At 69.7% G+C, this 16,649-nt stretch carries 12 protein-coding genes and 1 pseudogene; 4 read left to right on the top strand and 9 right to left on the bottom strand.

Annotation, left to right across the window (positions count from 1 at the left end; translation table 11 throughout):
* Positions 1-314: 314 nt before the first annotated feature.
* The 4 genes and pseudogenes from ACFYW8_RS28090 to ACFYW8_RS28075 form a co-directional block, all read right to left on the bottom strand.
* Positions 315-2,000, bottom strand: a complete 1,686-nt coding sequence (locus tag ACFYW8_RS28090; RefSeq protein WP_389082079.1) for a ribonuclease J — start codon at positions 1,998-2,000, stop codon at positions 315-317.
* A gap of 153 nt (positions 2,001-2,153) precedes the next feature.
* Entirely contained in the window at positions 2,154-3,053 is a 900-nt protein-coding gene (dapA, locus tag ACFYW8_RS28085) for a 4-hydroxy-tetrahydrodipicolinate synthase (protein ID WP_365873452.1), read from the bottom strand.
* 211 nt (positions 3,054-3,264) lie between these two features.
* Positions 3,265-4,368, bottom strand: a complete 1,104-nt coding sequence (thyX, locus tag ACFYW8_RS28080) for an FAD-dependent thymidylate synthase (protein WP_389082122.1) — start codon at positions 4,366-4,368, stop codon at positions 3,265-3,267.
* A gap of 105 nt (positions 4,369-4,473) precedes the next feature.
* Positions 4,474-4,764 (bottom strand): annotated as a pseudogene (locus ACFYW8_RS28075) (FAD-dependent thymidylate synthase); the annotation flags it as partial.
* A 243-nt stretch (positions 4,765-5,007) separates the two neighbouring features.
* On the opposite strand from ACFYW8_RS28075, the gene ACFYW8_RS28070 reads away from it, so the two are divergent.
* Together ACFYW8_RS28070 and ACFYW8_RS28065 are read left to right on the top strand one after the other, a co-directional pair.
* Entirely contained in the window at positions 5,008-5,247 is a 240-nt protein-coding gene (locus ACFYW8_RS28070) for a hypothetical protein (protein ID WP_365873450.1), read from the top strand.
* Between the two features lie 90 nt (positions 5,248-5,337).
* Positions 5,338-5,895: a hypothetical protein gene (locus ACFYW8_RS28065; RefSeq protein ID WP_365873448.1), complete on the top strand. Its 558-nt coding sequence runs from the start codon at positions 5,338-5,340 to the stop codon at positions 5,893-5,895.
* 67 nt (positions 5,896-5,962) lie between these two features.
* On the opposite strand, the gene ACFYW8_RS28060 is transcribed toward ACFYW8_RS28065, so the two are convergent.
* The 5 genes from ACFYW8_RS28060 to rpsO all read right to left on the bottom strand — a co-directional run bounded on the left by ACFYW8_RS28060 (position 5,963) and on the right by rpsO (position 11,481).
* A complete protein-coding gene (locus tag ACFYW8_RS28060) occupies positions 5,963-6,415 on the bottom strand; it encodes a hypothetical protein (protein ID WP_261709629.1) in 453 nt (150 codons plus the stop codon).
* A gap of 32 nt (positions 6,416-6,447) precedes the next feature.
* Positions 6,448-7,200, bottom strand: coding sequence for a 4-hydroxy-tetrahydrodipicolinate reductase (gene dapB, locus ACFYW8_RS28055; RefSeq protein WP_365873445.1), 753 nt, complete (start codon positions 7,198-7,200; stop codon positions 6,448-6,450).
* A 38-nt stretch (positions 7,201-7,238) separates the two neighbouring features.
* Positions 7,239-8,618, bottom strand: a complete 1,380-nt coding sequence (locus tag ACFYW8_RS28050) for a pitrilysin family protein (RefSeq protein ID WP_365873443.1) — start codon at positions 8,616-8,618, stop codon at positions 7,239-7,241.
* Positions 8,615-10,831, bottom strand: a complete 2,217-nt coding sequence (locus ACFYW8_RS28045; protein ID WP_389082066.1) for a polyribonucleotide nucleotidyltransferase — start codon at positions 10,829-10,831, stop codon at positions 8,615-8,617. Before ACFYW8_RS28045 ends, ACFYW8_RS28050 begins: the two co-directional genes overlap by 4 nt.
* Before the next feature lie 362 nt (positions 10,832-11,193).
* Entirely contained in the window at positions 11,194-11,481 is a 288-nt protein-coding gene (rpsO, locus tag ACFYW8_RS28040) for a 30S ribosomal protein S15 (RefSeq protein ID WP_261709633.1), read from the bottom strand.
* Positions 11,482-11,745: 264 nt separating this feature from the next.
* Between rpsO and ACFYW8_RS28035 the strand changes: the two genes are divergently transcribed.
* Both ACFYW8_RS28035 and ACFYW8_RS28030 read left to right on the top strand, forming a co-directional pair.
* Complete coding sequence (locus ACFYW8_RS28035) at positions 11,746-12,042, top strand: DUF397 domain-containing protein (protein ID WP_365873439.1); 297 nt, start codon at positions 11,746-11,748, stop codon at positions 12,040-12,042.
* A gap of 564 nt (positions 12,043-12,606) precedes the next feature.
* Positions 12,607-16,323, top strand: coding sequence for an SCO5717 family growth-regulating ATPase (locus ACFYW8_RS28030; protein ID WP_389082056.1), 3,717 nt, complete (start codon positions 12,607-12,609; stop codon positions 16,321-16,323).
* The last annotated feature ends 326 nt before the right edge of the window (positions 16,324-16,649 follow it).

The following is a 16,649-nucleotide window of genomic DNA, read 5'->3' as shown; positions in this document are numbered from 1 at the left end:
GTTTCCGTATCCGATTTCCTCGGTGCTTTCCAGGTTCCCGCTTCCGCGTTTCCCTTTCCGGCGAGTCCGACTCTATCAGAACCTTTCGGACCTGATTTCCTCGGTGCTTTCCAGGTAATCCGCTTTCGCGTTTCCCTTTCCAGCGACCCCGACTTTATCAGATCTTCTGAGTCGGAATTCCCGCCCCGTTAGGGGACTGGTTCCGGAGCACGAAGCTTCCGGGTTCCCGTTCGGGCGGAGCCGTAAACGTACTGGAGCGGAGCGCCACGATGCAAATCGAGGCGCTCCGCTCCAGGTTGGGGCTTTGCCGAGGGTCAGACCTCGACGACGACCGGGAGGATCATCGGGCGCCGGCGGTAGGTGTCGGACACCCACTTGCCCAGCGTGCGGCGGATGAGTTGCTGCAGCTGGTGGGGCTCGACCACACCGTCCTGGGCCGAGCGCTCCAGGACTTCCGTGATCTTCGGGATGACATCGACGAAGACGGAGTCGTCGATACCGGAACCGCGTGCCTGCACGTGCGGGCCGGCCGTGAGCTTGCCGGTGCTGGCGTCCATCACCACGAAGACCGAGATGATGCCCTCGTCGCCGAGGATCTTGCGGTCCTTGAGCGCGGGCTCCCCGACGTCACCGACCGAGAGTCCGTCGACGTAGACGTACCCGGCCTGGACCTTGCCGGAGATCTTCGCCTTGCCCTCGATCAGGTCGACGACGACGCCGTCCTCGGCGATCACGATCCGGTCGTGCGGGACACCGGTCAGGGCGCCGAGCTCGGCGTTGGCGCGCAGATGGCGCCATTCGCCGTGCACCGGCATCAGGTTGCGCGGCTTGCAGATGTTGTAGAAGTACAGCAGCTCGCCCGCGGAGGCGTGGCCGGAGACGTGCACCTTGGCGTTGCCCTTGTGGACGACGTTCGCGCCCCAGCGGGTCAGGCCGTTGATGACGCGATAGACAGCGTTCTCGTTGCCGGGGATCAGCGACGACGCGAGGATCACCGTGTCGCCCTGGACGATACGGATCTGGTGGTCGCGGTTCGCCATCCGGGAGAGGGCTGCCATCGGCTCGCCCTGGGACCCCGTACACACGAGGACGATCTGGTGATCCGGGAGGTCGTCGAGTGTCTTGACGTCGACCACCAGGCCCGGCGGGACCTTCAGATAGCCGAGGTCCCGTGCGATGCCCATGTTGCGGACCATCGAGCGGCCGACGAAGGCGACCCTGCGGCCGTACTCGTGGGCGGTGTCGAGGATCTGCTGAATACGGTGGACGTGGCTGGCGAAGCTCGCCACGATGATCCGCTTGCTGGCACCGGCGAAGACCTGGCGCAGTACGTTCGAGATGTCGCGCTCGGGCGGGACGAATCCAGGGACCTCGGCGTTCGTGGAGTCCGAGAGGAGAAGGTCGATGCCTTCCTCGCTCAGCCGGGCGAACGCGTGCAGGTCCGTGAGCCGGCCGTCCAGCGGGAGCTGGTCCATCTTGAAGTCGCCGGTGTGGACGACCATGCCCGCGGGGGTGCGGATGGCCACCGCGAGGGCGTCCGGGATGGAGTGGTTGACCGCGACGAACTCGCAGTCGAAGGGGCCGATGCGCTCGCGGTGGCCCTCGGCCACTTCGAGCGTGTAGGGCCGGATGCGGTGCTCCTGGAGCTTCGCCTCGATGAGCGCGAGGGTCAGCTTGGAGCCGATCAGCGGGATGTCCGGCTTCTCGCGCAGGAGGAACGGGACGCCGCCGATGTGGTCCTCGTGGCCGTGCGTGAGCACGATGCCCTCGATGTCGTCGAGGCGGTCCCTGATGGACGTGAAGTCCGGCAGGATCAGGTCGATTCCGGGCTGCTCCTCCTCGGGGAAGAGCACTCCGCAGTCGACGATCAGCAGACGGCCGCCGTACTCGAAGACCGTCATGTTCCGGCCGATTTCACCGAGGCCGCCGAGCGGGGTGACCCGCAGGCCACCCTTCGGGAGGACCGGCGGGGCGCCGAGTTCAGGATGCGGATGACTCAAAAGACTCTCCTCACCACGCACGCCACGTACCTGGCAAGGCACGTGGCGCGCGTGACGTTCGTGCAGTAGCTGTTGTGTGTGGGGTGCAGACCGATGGCCTGCGGGTCGTGCGTATTCAGTTGTGTCGTACGTATTCGGTTGTGAAGTCTGTGGCTAGAGCTCTACCCCGCCGGCGCCGAGATCGATCTTGAGCTGGGTGGTCTCCTCGGGCGACAGTTCGACCATCGGGGCGCGCAGCGGACCGGCGGGCAGGCCCTGGAGGGCGAGCGCGGCCTTGGTCGTCATGACGCCCTGGGTGCGGAACATGCCGGTGAAGACGGGGAGCAGCTTCTGGTGGATCTCGGTGGCCTTCTGGACGTCCCCCGAGATGTACGCGTCGAGCATCGCGCGCAGTTCCGGGGTGACGACGTGACCGACCACGGAGACGAAGCCCACCGCGCCGACGGAGAGCAACGGCAGGTTCAGCATGTCGTCGCCGGAGTACCAGGCGAGGCCGGAGCGGGCGATGGCCCAGCTGGCGCGGCCCAGGTCCCCCTTGGCGTCCTTGTTCGCGACAATACGCGGGTGCTCGGCGAGCCGCACCAGGGTTTCGGTGTTGATCGGGACGCCGCTGCGGCCGGGGATGTCGTAGAGCATGACCGGCAGTTCGGTGGCGTCGGCGATGGCCGAGAAGTGCCGGTACAGGCCCTCCTGCGGGGGCTTGTTGTAGTACGGCGTCACGGTGAGCAGGCCGTGCGCGCCGGTCTTCTCGGCGTCGCGGGCCAGCTCGATGCTGTGGCGGGTGTCGTTCGTGCCGACGCCGGCGACGATGTGGGCGCGGTCGCCCACCGCCTCCAGCACGGCGCGTACGAGATCCGATTTCTCCGCGTTGCTGGTGGTCGGGGACTCACCGGTGGTGCCGTTGATGATCAGGCCGTCGTTGCCTGCGTCCACCAGGTGGGTGGCGAGCCGCTGAGCGCCGTCGAGGTCGAGCCCGCCGTCCGCCGTGAAGGGCGTGACCATGGCGGTGAGGACCCGCCCGAAGGGGGTCTGCGGAGTGGAGGTCGGAGCCATGGGTAATACGCTACTCGCTGCTCAACGCGGGGTCTGCCCTCGGGGGACACGACAAAGCATGACAAAGGTGGAACCCGGCACTGCCTGCTCGGGGGTTCAAGCAGTGCCGGGTCCGTTTGATCAGGCTAGATGAACTTCGCGAAATGCCGCAATACGGACACTTCGCTCGGCTGACCCGTACATCTGTGCCGGACCGGTGCGCGGAGGCGCGTTACGGCGCCACGCGCCCGTTGGCGTTGTAGGCCGCGTGCGTGAGCGGCATGAGCCTGGCCCACTCCGCCTCCATCTTCTCGCCGACCATCTCGATCTCCCGCTGCGGGAAGGACGGGACCTTGGCGAGCTCGTGCTGGGTGCGCAGACCGAGGAAGTGCATCAGGGAGCGGGCGTTGCAGGTGGCGTACATCGAAGAGAAGAGGCCGACCGGGAGAGTGGCGCGGGCGACCTCGCGGGCGACACCGGCCGCCAGCATCTCCTGGTACGCGGCGTAGGACTGCCGGTAGGACTCCTCCATGGCGCTGGTGACGGCCTCGTGCTGTTCCGGGGTGCCGAGGACGAACTCGTACCTGCCGGGTCGGCCCTGCTGCACCAGCTTGCGGTCCTCGCCCGGGACGTAGAAGACCGGCTCGAGTTCGCGGTAGCGCCCGGACTCCTCGTTGTACGAGTTGTGTACGACGAAACCGTCCGCGATGAAGTTGTGGTGCGGCGGCGGCATGGAGATGTCGTAGGTCATCTCCTCCCCGTCGGCGACGACGGCGACAACGGCCTCCCAGCGCACCCCGTTCTGGAGGGCCCGGCGGCGTACTCCGATCGGCACGCCTTCGCCGTTGGTCTTCTTCTGGTGACACGGCTTGCAGGCCGGTTTCAGGTTCGAGACGTCGAGCGCCTTCGTCAGGTCGGCGTCCACGGGAACGACGTGGTCCAGCTCCAGGTCCTTCGCCTCGAACTTCTCCTCGCAGATGTAGCAGAGGTCCATGGGCGCGACGAGATCGGCTCGCTGCTCGGTGGTCCAGAACTGGATCCCCTCACGCAGGCGCTTCGGGATGCCGACCCGCTCGCCGACCCCCACCCGGCCGAGTCGCCCGACCCTGTCCCCGACGCGCAGGTCGCCGGCGCGAACCCAGCCGTCCGGCGTCCATACACGGTGGTCCGCGGTGCAACGCAGAACCTTGCCGTTGGTCGTCGAGACCTTGAGGATCGGCTTCACGCCGGACTCGAAGACGTCGACCATGGGCGCCTTCTCCGCCAGCCCCGTCTCCAGGTCGATGGTGTCGGCCAGGAGGTTCTGGCAGGACTTCAGTCTGCGCGTGCGCCCCATGGAATCGGGCACACCGATCTTCCAGTCCCGGTAGATGTCCGCGATGCGCTTGGCCTTGCCGTTCTTGCTGGTGCCGACACGGATCATGGCGTCACCCGGCAGACACCATCCGACCCGGTGCCGGTGGAACTCGCGGAAGACGAAGATCGGGGCGCTGATGAAGAAGGTCATCGAGTTGTGCTCGAAGGGGCTGCCGTGCCGGTCCCGCATCAGGTAGTTGATCAGGCCCTTGGAACGCTCCGGGTCCTTCTGCAGCTCTTCCAGCGACTGCTCCCCGGCGGTGGAGACACGGGCGGCGAACAGCACGTCGGCGTCGGAGGCCGTGTGCTTGATCAGCTCGACGGTGACGTCGCTGCGGAAGCTGGGCTTGAGGTCGTCGGCTGGGGTGTCGGTCACGTGCGGAGGGTCCTTCCCATCACTGGCTCGGGCGGCGACCACTCTACGGCCCGGCACTGACAACGGGGCGTTCGGTACCGTGCCGCGACATTAGGAGGCGAACTTCTGCGAATTCGGTGATTCTGGGCACCTCTTGGGGCGTTCGGCCGTCTGTATGAGTGAGACTGACCTGTTCGAGCAGTTCGAGTCGCTTGTCACCGCATCACCGCATCCCGCGAACCCCTCAGAGGAGAAGCACCGCCCATGTTCCGTCGGCGCGAGCCCGTCCCGTTCGCCTTCACCGCCGAAGCCGACCAGTTCCGCAGCAATGTCGCTCCCCCGCCCCGAGAGCGGTCCTCCGCCGGGCAGACAGCCGGCCGGTGGCTCTTCGGCCTCACCCTGATCGCCGGGATCGCCGGGTCCCTGATCCTCGGAATGCCCGCCCTGTCACAGGATCGGTCACCTGCGCATACACAGCGTTCCGAGGCGTCGGACGGCCGCTGACTCTTCCGGACCCCCAAGGGTGGTGAGCCGGCAACCGGCTCGATAACCTCACCGGGCACAGCCCCTGCGTGGATTGAGTGAGGATCAGTCGTGCCCCTGCCCTTTCTGACGGCGGACCGCGCCTTTGACGAGGCGGCGGAGGATGTCGCGCTGCCCTTCGACGACCGCGACCGCTGGCGGCGCCCCTACCGGCCCGGCCCCTGGCGGGTGGGCGCGGCCGCGCTCGTCCTGCTGCTCGCCTCGTACGTGCTCGTCGCGGCCGTGATAATCGGCGTCGCCGGGAAGCTGCCCGGCGCCGTGGCCTGTATGGCCGGGGCGACGGTGGTCATTGCGTGCGCGCTGCGACTGCTGCGCATGGGTGTGTGGGTCAGCGCCCGGGGGCTGCGCAGGGTGGGCTTCCTCCTCACGCACACGACGCCGTGGGAGCAGGTCGTGGCGGTGCGCACGGTGCAGCAGCCGGTGCGCTGGCTGGGACTGCCGCGCACGGTCCAGGGCCAGGCCCTGACGCTCGTACGCGGGGACCGCGCGCCCGGTGACGTGCCACCGCTGATGACCACGCACAACGCCGATTTCCTGGCGCGTACGGAGGCCTTCGACCGCGCGGCGGACGTCGTCGAGGTGTGGGCCGACGAGTACCGGCGGGTCTGAGGCACTGTTGTACGACGATGGGGCCGCCCCGCGCACCGCGGGCCGGCCCCATCGTCGTACAAGCTGATCAGGCCTCCAGCGACCGGCCCTCGTGCAGGGCGATGGCCCGCTGCATGGCCTTGCGGGCGCGCGGGGTGTCCCTGGCGTCGTGGTAGGCCACAGCGAGGCGGAACCAGTTGCGCCAGTCGTCCGGGGCGTCCTCGGTCTCGGCCTTCCGGCGGGCGAACACCTCGTCGGCCGAGTCGCGGTCGATACGTCCGCCCTCGGTGCGCCGCAGCTCGTCGACGGGCAGCCCGCCCTCGGCGTCGAGCACGGCGGAGAGCCGGTTGGCCTTCCGGACGAACTGGGTGTTCATCCAGAGGAACCAGACGCCGATGACCGGCAGGATGAGCACCGCGACACCGAAGGTGACGGTGATCAGGGTGCCGTTCTGGATGAGCAGCACACCCCGGCTGCCGACCAGGACGAAATAGACGACCAGGACGGCGGCCGTGATGGCATAGGTGATCTTCGCGCGCATGTCTGCCGGCTAACTGTCGTACGTTCCCCGGCTCAGCCGAGGTCCAGGAAGTGTTCCAGGCCGAAGGTGAGGCCCGGAGTGGTCACCACGCGGCGGGCGCCGAGCAGGATGCCCGGCATGAAGCTGCTGTGGTGGAGGGAGTCGTGGCGGACGGTCAGGGTCTCGCCCTCGCCGCCCAGCAGGACCTCCTGGTGGGCGAGGAGGCCGCGCAGCCGGACCGAGTGCACCGGGACGCCGTCGACGTCGGCGCCGCGGGCGCCGTCCAGGGCGGTCACCGTGGCGTCGGGCTGCGGGGCGCTGCCCGCGCGCTGCCGGGCCGCGGCGATGAGCTGAGCGGTGCGCGTGGCGGTGCCGCTGGGGGCGTCGACCTTGTTCGGGTGGTGCAGTTCGATGACCTCGACGGACTCGAAGTAGGGCGCCGCGACCTCGGCGAACTTCATCGTCAGCACGGCCCCGATGGAGAAGTTGGGCGCGATGAGCACGCCGGTCTCGGGGGACGCGGCCAGCGAGGTGCCGAGCTGCGCGAGGCGCTCCTCGGTCCAGCCGGTCGTCCCGACCACGGCGTGGATGCCGTGCCGGACGCAGAAGTCGAGGTTCCCCATCACCGAGGCCGGGGTGGTCAGCTCGACCACGACCTGGGTACCCGCGTCGACGAGCGTCTCCAGCTTGTCGCCGCGGCCCAGGGCGGCCACCAGCTCCATGTCCTCGGCGGCCTCGACGGCTCGTACCGCCTCGGCTCCGATCCGGCCCTTGGCACCGAGGACCGCCACGCGCAGCTTGCTCATTGCTTCGTTCCTTACCGAGACGGGATTCGAGACGGGATCTACGCGACCGCGTCGTGCAGACGGGACGCCTGCTTGTCCTTGACCGGGCCGATGACCGCCAGCGAGGGCCGCTGTCCCAGGACGTCCCGGGCGATCGAGCGGACCTCGTCCGGGGTGACCGACGCTATCCGGGCCAGCATGTCGTCGACCGACATCTGCTCGCCCCAGCACAGCTCACTCTTGCCGATCCGGTTCATCAGCGCGCCGGTGTCCTCCAGGCCGAGGACCGTGGAGCCCTGGAGCTGGCCGATGGCGCGGCCGATCTCGTCGTCCGAGAGACCGTGCTCGGCGACCTGGTCGAGCTCGTCGCGGCAGAGCTTGAGGACGTCGTGGACCTGGCTCGGACGGCAGCCCGCGTAGACGCCGAAGAGGCCGCAGTCGGCGAAGCCCGAGGTGTACGAGTACACGCTGTAGGCCAGGCCGCGCTTCTCGCGGACCTCCTGGAACAGGCGCGAGGACATGCCTCCGCCGAGGGCGGTGTTCAGGACGCCGAGAGCCCAGCGGCGCTCGTCGGTGCGGGCCAGGCCCGGCATGCCGAGGACGACATGGGCCTGCTCGGTCTTGCGGCCGAGCAGTTCGACGCGGCCCGCCGTGCGGATGGAGCGCCGGCCGTCTCGCGGGGCGATGGGGGCCGCCTCGGCGTTCTTGAAGGCGCCGGCCTTCTCGAAGGCGGCTCGGACCTGGCGTACGACCTTGTTGTGGTCGACGTTGCCCGCGCAGGCCACGACGAGGTGCGTCGGGTCGTAGTGCTTCTTGTAGAAGCGGCGGATGCGGTCCGCGGTGAGGGCGTTGACCGTGTTGACCGTGCCGAGGACCGGGCGGCCGAGGGGGGTGTCGCCGAGCATGGTGTGCGCGAACAGGTCGTGCACGCAGTCGCCCGGGTCGTCCTCGGTCATCGCGATCTCTTCGAGGATCGCGCCGCGCTCGACGTTGACGTCGTCCTCGCGGATGAGCGAGCCGGTCAGCATGTCGCAGACGACGTCGATGGCCAGCGGCAGGTCGGTGTCGAGCACGCGCGCGTAGTAGCACGTGTACTCCTTGGCCGTGAACGCGTTCATCTCGCCGCCGACCGCGTCGATCGCCGAGGAGATGTCCAGGGCGGACCTGCGGTTCGTGCCCTTGAAGAGCAGGTGCTCCAGGTAGTGCGTCGCGCCGTTCAGGGTCGGCGTCTCGTCGCGGGAGCCCACGTGCGCCCAGATGCCGAACGTGGCGGAGCGCACGGAGGGGAGCGTCTCGGTGACGATGCGCAGCCCGCCGGGCAGGGTGGTCTTGCGGACCGTACCGATGCCGTTCGCGCCCTTGATGAGGGTTTGGGTACGGGCGACGGCCCGCGCCTCCGAGGAGGTGCGGGCCGTCGTCGTGGAGCTACTCGACGTCACTGGTCGGTGTCGTCCTTCTTCTCGTCGTCGCCTTCGCCCTCGACCACGGGGATCAGGGAGAGCTTGCCGCGGGAGTCGATCTCGGCGATCTCGACCTGGACCTTGGAGCCCACGGCCAGGACGTCCTCGACGTTCTCCACGCGCTTGCCGCCGGCGAGCTTGCGGATCTGCGAGATGTGCAGCAGACCGTCCTTGCCCGGGAGCAGCGACACGAACGCGCCGAAGGTCGTCGTCTTCACGACGGTGCCCAGGTAGCGCTCGCCGACCTCCGGCATGGTCGGGTTGGCGATCGCGTTGATCGTGGCGCGCGCGGCCTCGGCCTGCGAGCCCTGCTGGGCACCGATGTAGATGGTGCCGTCGTCCTCGATCGTGATGTCGGCGCCGGTGTCCTCCTGGATCTGGTTGATCATCTTGCCCTTGGGGCCGATGACCTCACCGATCTTGTCCACGGGGATCTTGACGGTGATGATCCGCGGGGCGTTCGGGGACATCTCGTCCGGCGTGTCGATCGCTTCCATCATCACGTCGAGGATGTGGAGGCGGGCGTCGCGGGCCTGCTTGAGGGCCGCGGCCAGGACGGAGGCGGGGATGCCGTCCAGCTTGGTGTCGAGCTGGAGGGCGGTCACGAACTCCTTGGTGCCGGCGACCTTGAAGTCCATGTCACCGAAGGCGTCCTCCGCACCGAGGATGTCGGTGAGGGCGACGTAGTGCGTCTGGCCGTCGATCTCCTGGGAGATCAGACCCATGGCGATACCCGCGACGGCGGCCTTCAGCGGCACACCGGCGTTGAGCAGCGACATGGTGGAGGCGCAGACCGAGCCCATGGACGTCGAGCCGTTGGAGCCGAGGGCCTCGGACACCTGACGGATCGCGTAGGGGAACTCCTCGCGGGTCGGCAGGACCGGCACGATCGCGCGCTCGGCGAGCGCGCCGTGGCCGATCTCGCGGCGCTTCGGGGAGCCGACGCGGCCCGTCTCACCGACGGAGTACGGCGGGAAGTTGTAGTTGTGCATGTAGCGCTTGCGGGTCACCGGGGAAAGGGTGTCCAGCTGCTGCTCCATACGGAGCATGTTCAGGGTGGTGACGCCCAGGATCTGGGTCTCGCCACGCTCGAACAGCGCCGAGCCGTGCACGCGCGGGATGGCCTCGACCTCGGCGGCCAGCGTACGGATGTCCGTGACGCCGCGGCCGTCGATGCGGACCTTGTCCTTGATGACGCGCTCGCGGACCAGCTTCTTGGTGAGCGAGCGGTACGCGGCGGAGATCTCCTTCTCGCGACCCTCGAACTGCGGGAGCAGCTTCTCGGCGGCGATCTCCTTGACGCGGTCCAGCTCGGCCTCGCGCTCCTGCTTGCCGGCGATGGTGAGCGCCTGGGCGAGCTCGCTCGTGACCGCGGCGCTGAGAGCCTCGAAGACGTCGTCCTGGTAGTCCAGGAAGATCGGGAACTCACCGGTCGGCTTGGCGGCCTTCGCGGCGAGGTCCGACTGCGCCTTGCACAGGACCTTGATGAAGGGCTTCGCGGCGTCGAGGCCGGCGGCCACGACCTCCTCGGTCGGCGCCTCGGCGCCACCCTGGACCAGCGTGATCGTCTTCTCGGTGGCCTCGGCCTCGACCATCATGATCGCGACGTCGCCGTCCTCCAGGACGCGACCGGCGACGACCATGTCGAAGACGGCGTCCTCGAGCTCGGTGTGCGTCGGGAACGCGACCCACTGGCCGTTGATCAGCGCGACGCGGACGCCGCCGACCGGGCCGGAGAAGGGCAGACCGGCCAGCTGCGTGGACGCGGAGGCGGCGTTGATCGCCACGACGTCGTACAGGTGGTCGGGGTTGAGGGCCATGATCGTCGCGACGACCTGGATCTCGTTGCGAAGGCCCTTCTTGAAGGACGGACGCAGCGGGCGGTCGATCAGGCGACAGGTGAGGATCGCGTCCTCGGAGGGACGGCCCTCACGGCGGAAGAAGCTGCCGGGGATCTTGCCGGCGGCGTACATCCGCTCCTCGACGTCCACCGTCAGGGGGAAGAAGTCGAGCTGGTCCTTGGGCTTCTTCGAAGCGGTGGTGGCCGACAGCACCATGGTGTCGTCGTCCAGGTACGCGACGGCGGAGCCGGCGGCCTGCCTGGCCAGCCTGCCCGTCTCGAAGCGGATGGTGCGGGTGCCGAAGGAACCGTTGTCGATAACGGCCTCGGCGTAGTGGGTCTCGTTCTCCACTAGCGTTTTCTCCTCGTCTTCGTCCCGTCCTGCCCGTGTGGCAGGGGGACGGTGGCGGAGAAGCGCTCCTTCTGGTGCGGGCCGGTCTTCGATCGAAGCACCCGGGGCTCTTTCGCCCGGGGGCCACTACCGAGGACCGGCGGCGGCGAGGCGCGCTTCTCCTCGTTCGTTGTCGTGAGATGCCCTACCCGGCGGGTACGGCCTCGTCACGCTGTGTTCGTACGTGCGGTTTCCTGCGTATTGCGTTGTGCTACCACACTACAAAGCGTCGGTGACACTCCGCACGTAGAGAGCGCGTGCGGCAGCACATACAGCAAAAGGAGCGGCTCCCAAAGAGTGGGAACCGCTCCCTTCACGGCGTCTTACTTGGCGCCCGCCGCACCGCGGCGGATGCCCAGGCGCTCCACCAGCGCACGGAAGCGCTGGATGTCCTTCTTGGCCAGGTACTGGAGCAGGCGGCGACGCTGACCGACCAGGATCAGCAGACCACGACGGGAGTGGTGGTCGTGCTTGTGGGCCTTGAGGTGCTCGGTCAGGTCCGAGATCCGGCGCGAGAGCATGGCAACCTGGACCTCGGGGGAGCCGGTGTCGCCTTCCTTCTGACCGAACTCGGTGATGATCTGCTTCTTCGTAGCGGCGTCGAGCGACACGCGTACTCCTCGTAGTCTCATGTCTGCCACCGAGTGCCCCTGGTCCACTTCTCAGGGGAGCTTCCGTAACTCGGGAGGCGGGGATCCGCTGGGCGCGGCCTCCAGAGCGGCGCTCCGGGGGTGCGTACACAAACGGCCGTTACACAGGGTACCAGCCAGACCGGATCGGTCTGTCCGGGTCTTCGAACCTTCCCGGACGGCGCGGACCAGGCCACTAGGGTGACGGCAGAGGTCATTCGTACGTGGGGAAGGGGCCGGCGGAACATGGCCGAGGAAGCGGACAACGACGTCAAGGCGCGCAAGGAGCGGGAGAAGGACGAGCTCTACGCCCTCGACATCTCGGGCGTCGAATGGCAGAGCGCGCCGGGCACGGAGGAGCACGAGGAGCGGGTGGAGATCGCCTATCTGCCCGGGGGCGCGGTGGCCATGCGGTCGTCGCTCGACCCGGGGACGGTCCTGCGCTACACGGAGGCGGAGTGGCGGGCCTTCGTGCTGGGCGCGCGGGACGGCGAGTTCGATCTGGAGCCGGCCCCGCACACCGGCGGCGCGCCGACCGAGTAGCCGGTCGTCAACGGACGCAGTGGCCGGTCCTCCTCCGGCGAGGGGCCGGCCGACGGCCGCGTCGGGCGAGGTCCGCCGGCGAGCCGTGCGGGCCTACCGGGTTCGCGGGTCGTCGGGGATCGCGGGTCGTCGGGACCGAGGGGCCGCCGCGGAGAAGTCTTCCGTGGCGGCCCCTTTCGTCTGCCCGCCTCGCAGTCCGCAGGGTGGGCAAGTGGCCGGCAGGCAAGCGGCCGTGAGACAAGTGGCCGTCCCGGTGCCATCGTTTGTCTGCTTTCGGGGTCAATAGTGAGCGTGTGTGCGCCACTTCTGGGCAAGGTGTGCCGTAACGGGCCGCCGCGATGAGGTGGACAGGCCTGCCCTACGGACAGTCATGGTGATTAGGCTGGGACCGGGTGCGACGCCTGAACCCGTGGACGGGTGGCTCGCGTTACCCGGGGAGCCGGTCAATTCGGATGACCTCGTACGGACTTCGGGCGGCCTCGGTCGTCCGGGAACGTCAACGGACGACAAGCAGACGGTCGCCCCTGCACGACTTGAGGGTGCTCGACCACACCAGGAGGAATTGTGAACAGCGATCGGGACGGGATCCGCGGGGGCTGGGCCACGCCCGGCGATGACCAGTCCGACGCCGAGTCCGCCGTCGAGACGACGGGCGAGTTCACCATCGACTACGCGGCGCCGGCCTGGTACACGCAGAACGCCTCGGGCGGCTCCGGGGATTCGGGGGGCACGGGCGACTCGCAGGGATCGGGCGACGCGGGGGACTCGGAAGGACCGGAGAATTCGAAGGAGCCGGAGGAGCCGGAGGAGTCCGTGGACTCGGCCGCTTCGGTTGCCCCTACGGCTTCGGACGGCCCGGTGGCCCCGGGTGATCCGGCCCCTTCGCACGTTGAGCCGGCTGCCGCGGTCGGCTCGGTACCCGTCGGCGACCCCGAGGCTGTCCGGCCGCCCGCCGCGCAGCCCCACGCCGCGCAGCCCCACGCTCCGGCCGTGCCGCCTGCCGCGGCCGCCGGTGGCGCGACCGCACTGCCGAACCTTCCCGTGGGTGGATTCCAGGCGCCGTGGACCCCTGCCGATCCCCCTGCTCCCGTCGCCGAGCCGGTCGCGCCGGACGCCGCCCGCCCCATCCTCTCCGACGCCCCTTCCGCTCCCCCTTCCCTTGCCGATGAGCCGGATTCCGGGACCGGGGACCTGGAAAGCGGTGCGACCATGCGGTTCTCCGCTGTCGCGCTGAGGCGGGAGATCGAGGAACGGGCGGTTTCCGAGACCACGGGGTCCGATGACGCGGTTGCGGTCGCGGCTGCCGATGTTCCCGTTGCTGCTGCCGGGTCCGACAGCGAGGGCGCGGAGGCCGAGGGTGGCGTCGGGTCCAGCGCCGAAGAGGGCGGCCGGGGCGACACCCGGGCGGTGGAGGGCGAGGACGAGGGCGAGGCTGAGGGCGAGGCTGAGGCCCCGAGCGCGCCCGTAGCCGCCGTCGAGACCGACGCCGTCGTCCAGCCCGAACACCTGCTCCAGTCCGAGCAGTTGGCCCGGCCACAGCCCGTGGCCGGGCCGGAGAACGAGCCGGTCGTCGATCCCGTGCTCGCCTACCAGTCGCTGGAGGCCGCCTCCCAGCGCGCGAGCGTGACCGAAGTACCGGTGACGGACCGAGCCGCCACGTCCGACGATGCCGACGTCGTCCCCCCTGATGCCGAGTCCGCCGAGGCACCCGACGCCGTCTCGGCCGGAGTCGAGAGCTCGGACGCCGAGGTCGTGGAGCCGCGCCTCACGGACGACGGGGCCGCCACGGACAGCGACGCCCCCGCGGCCGACGGGTTCCAGCCGCCGTACGCCTCCTCCCGGGACAGCGAGCCCGAGGACGCGGTGCCCGTGGTCCGGCCCGAGCCCGCGGGTGTGCAGGACACGCCCCCGGCCTGGGCGCCGCCCCCGCTGCCGCAGGGTGGGCTGCCGCCCTTGCCGCCCACCTACCAGCCCGCGGCGCCGGCGCCTGCCCCGCAGTGGCCCGCGTCCACGGAACCCGTGCCGAACGCACAGGGCCAGATGCCGCACCAGGCGCCGTTGCCGCAGCAGGCACCCGCCGCACCGGCACCGGGCCAGCCCTTCCAGCCCCCGGCGCCCGCACCCTCACCCGCGCCGGGCCAGCCGTTCCAGCCGCCCGCCTCACCCGCGCCCGGTCAGCCCTTCCAGCCCCCGGCCACGCAGCACGTCGCGGCGGCGTGGCCCTCCCCCGGTGCGCCCGGTGCGGCGGCTCCGCCGCAGGCCCAGCCCCCGGCCCCGCCGCAGCAGGGGAGTTACGGCTTCCCCCGGTCCGGCGCCCCGGACCAGGCATCCGCCGCCGCGGGCAGCTACGGCTTCCCGCAGCCCGGCGCGCCCGCCCCGGCTCCTCCGGCCCAGGCCGCCGCCCCGCACGCTCCGGGGTACGGGTTCCCGCAGCAGGTCGCCCCCGCGCCGGATCAGCCGGCACCCATCCAGCCGGCCCCGGCCCCTGCCCCTGCCCCTGCCCCTGCCCCTGCCCCTGCCCCTGGATACGGGTTCCCGCAGCAGAACACCCCGCCCCAGGACCGGCAGACGCCCCACCCCGTCACTCCGCAGGCTCCGGGATACGGGTTCCCGCAGCCCGCCGTGCCCGTGCCGGACGCCGTGCCGCCGCATGCTCCGGCTCCCGCTCACGCCCAGGTCCCCCAGCAGGGCTACGGGTTCCCGCAGCCGGCGGCCGACCCGCCTGCCCCGCAGCCCGGTTACGACCTCACGCGGCCGCAGTCGCAGCAGCCCCCGGCCCCGGGGCAGGCGGTCCCGCCGTACCCGGCGCCGACTCAGCCGCAGAGCCCGCAGAGCCCGCAGCAGGAGCCTCCACATCAGCCGGGCCCCCCGCCCGTACAGCAGCAGCCCGGCGTGCCGAGCGCCCCCGTCGACCCGCGGACCGGTACCGCCTGGCCGCAGCCCGTGCGGCACGATCAGCGCCAGCCGACCAATCCCGGCGCGGCCCCGCTCGGGTACACCGCGGCGGTGGAGCTCTCCTCCGACCGACTGCTCAACAACAAGAGGCAGAAGGCCAAGAGCGGTCGTCCGGCCGCCGCGTCGGCACGCTTCAAGCTGGGCGGGAAGAAGGAAGAGGCCGAGCGCCAGCGGAAGTTGGAGCTGATCCGGACTCCGGTGCTCTCGTGCTACCGGATCGCCGTCATCAGCCTCAAGGGCGGTGTCGGCAAGACGACCACGACGACCGCGCTCGGCTCCACGCTCGCCACCGAGCGGCAGGACAAGATCCTCGCGATCGACGCCAACCCCGACGCCGGTACGCTCGGCCGCCGGGTGCGTCGCGAGACCGGCGCCACCATTCGTGACCTCGTGCAGGCGATCCCGTACATCAACTCGTACATGGACATCCGCCGGTTCACCTCCCAGGCGCCCTCCGGTCTTGAGATCATCGCCAACGACGTCGACCCGGCCGTGTCCACGGCCTTCAACGACGAGGACTACCGGCGCGCGATAGACCTCCTGGGCAAGCAGTACCCGATCATCCTGACCGACTCCGGTACGGGTCTGCTGTACAGCGCCATGCGCGGAGTGCTCGACCTCGCCGACCAGCTCATCATCATCTCGACGCCGTCGGTGGACGGAGCGAGCAGCGCCAGTACGACGCTGGACTGGCTGTCGGCGCACGGGTACGCGGACCTCGTCGCGCGGTCGATCACCGTCATCTCCGGAGTGCGCGAGACCGGCAAGATGGTCAAGGTGGACGACATCGTCAGCCACTTCGAGACGCGCTGCCGCGGTGTCGTGGTCGTGCCGTTCGACGAGCATCTTTCCGCGGGGGCCGAGGTCGACCTCGACATGATGCGCCCCAAGGTGCGGGAGGCGTACTTCAACCTCTCCGCGATGGTCGCCGAGGACATCGCGCGGCACCAGCAGTCGCACGGGCTGTGGACGAACGACGGCAACCCGCCCCCGGTGGCCGCCCCGCCGATGCCGGGCCAGTACGTCCCAGGACAGCAGGTCCCAGGACAGTACGTCCCGGGTCAGCAGGTTCCGGGACAGCCCGCGCCGGGTCAGGCTCCGCCCCAGCCCCAGCCCCAGCCCCAGCCCGGACAGCCGTACGCCCAGCCGGGACAGCCTTACCCGCAGCAGCCCGGTCAGCCCTATCCGCAGGCGCCGGGGCAGGGCTACCCGCAGCCGCCCCAGCCGGGTCAGCAGTTCGAGCCAGGACAGCCGTACCCGCCGAACCAGCCGTACCCGTCGAACCAGGGGCAGACTCCGCCGCCTCCGGCACCTCCTCAGCAGTAAGCCGATCGGCCCCGTCGAGGGACCGATTCCCGCTCGGGCCCGCACCGTTCACGGACGGTGCGGGCCTTCGCGCGTCCGGAGAGGTCACGGGCGCGCGTCCTGCGACGTCACGAACCGTCAGGCTTTCACCTGGGGAGTTTCACCGGTCTGAACCAATGAGCGAAAAATTCGCGTCAACTCGTTATTTCTGCAGGCCACATGGGGTTCACGCGCCGTTGACTCGCGCAGACCACCGCTGATAGACACACACATCAACCCCGCCGGCGCCACCCCGATCATGTCGTTCAACCAGCCATCTCTGTGCAAGCGATGACGCGAGGTCACCG

Origin of the sequence: Streptomyces sp. NPDC002742 (genome assembly GCF_042888885.1) — a bacterium.
GTDB lineage: Bacteria > Actinomycetota > Actinomycetes > Streptomycetales > Streptomycetaceae > Streptomyces.
This window is presented reverse-complemented; position numbering and strand designations above follow the sequence as displayed.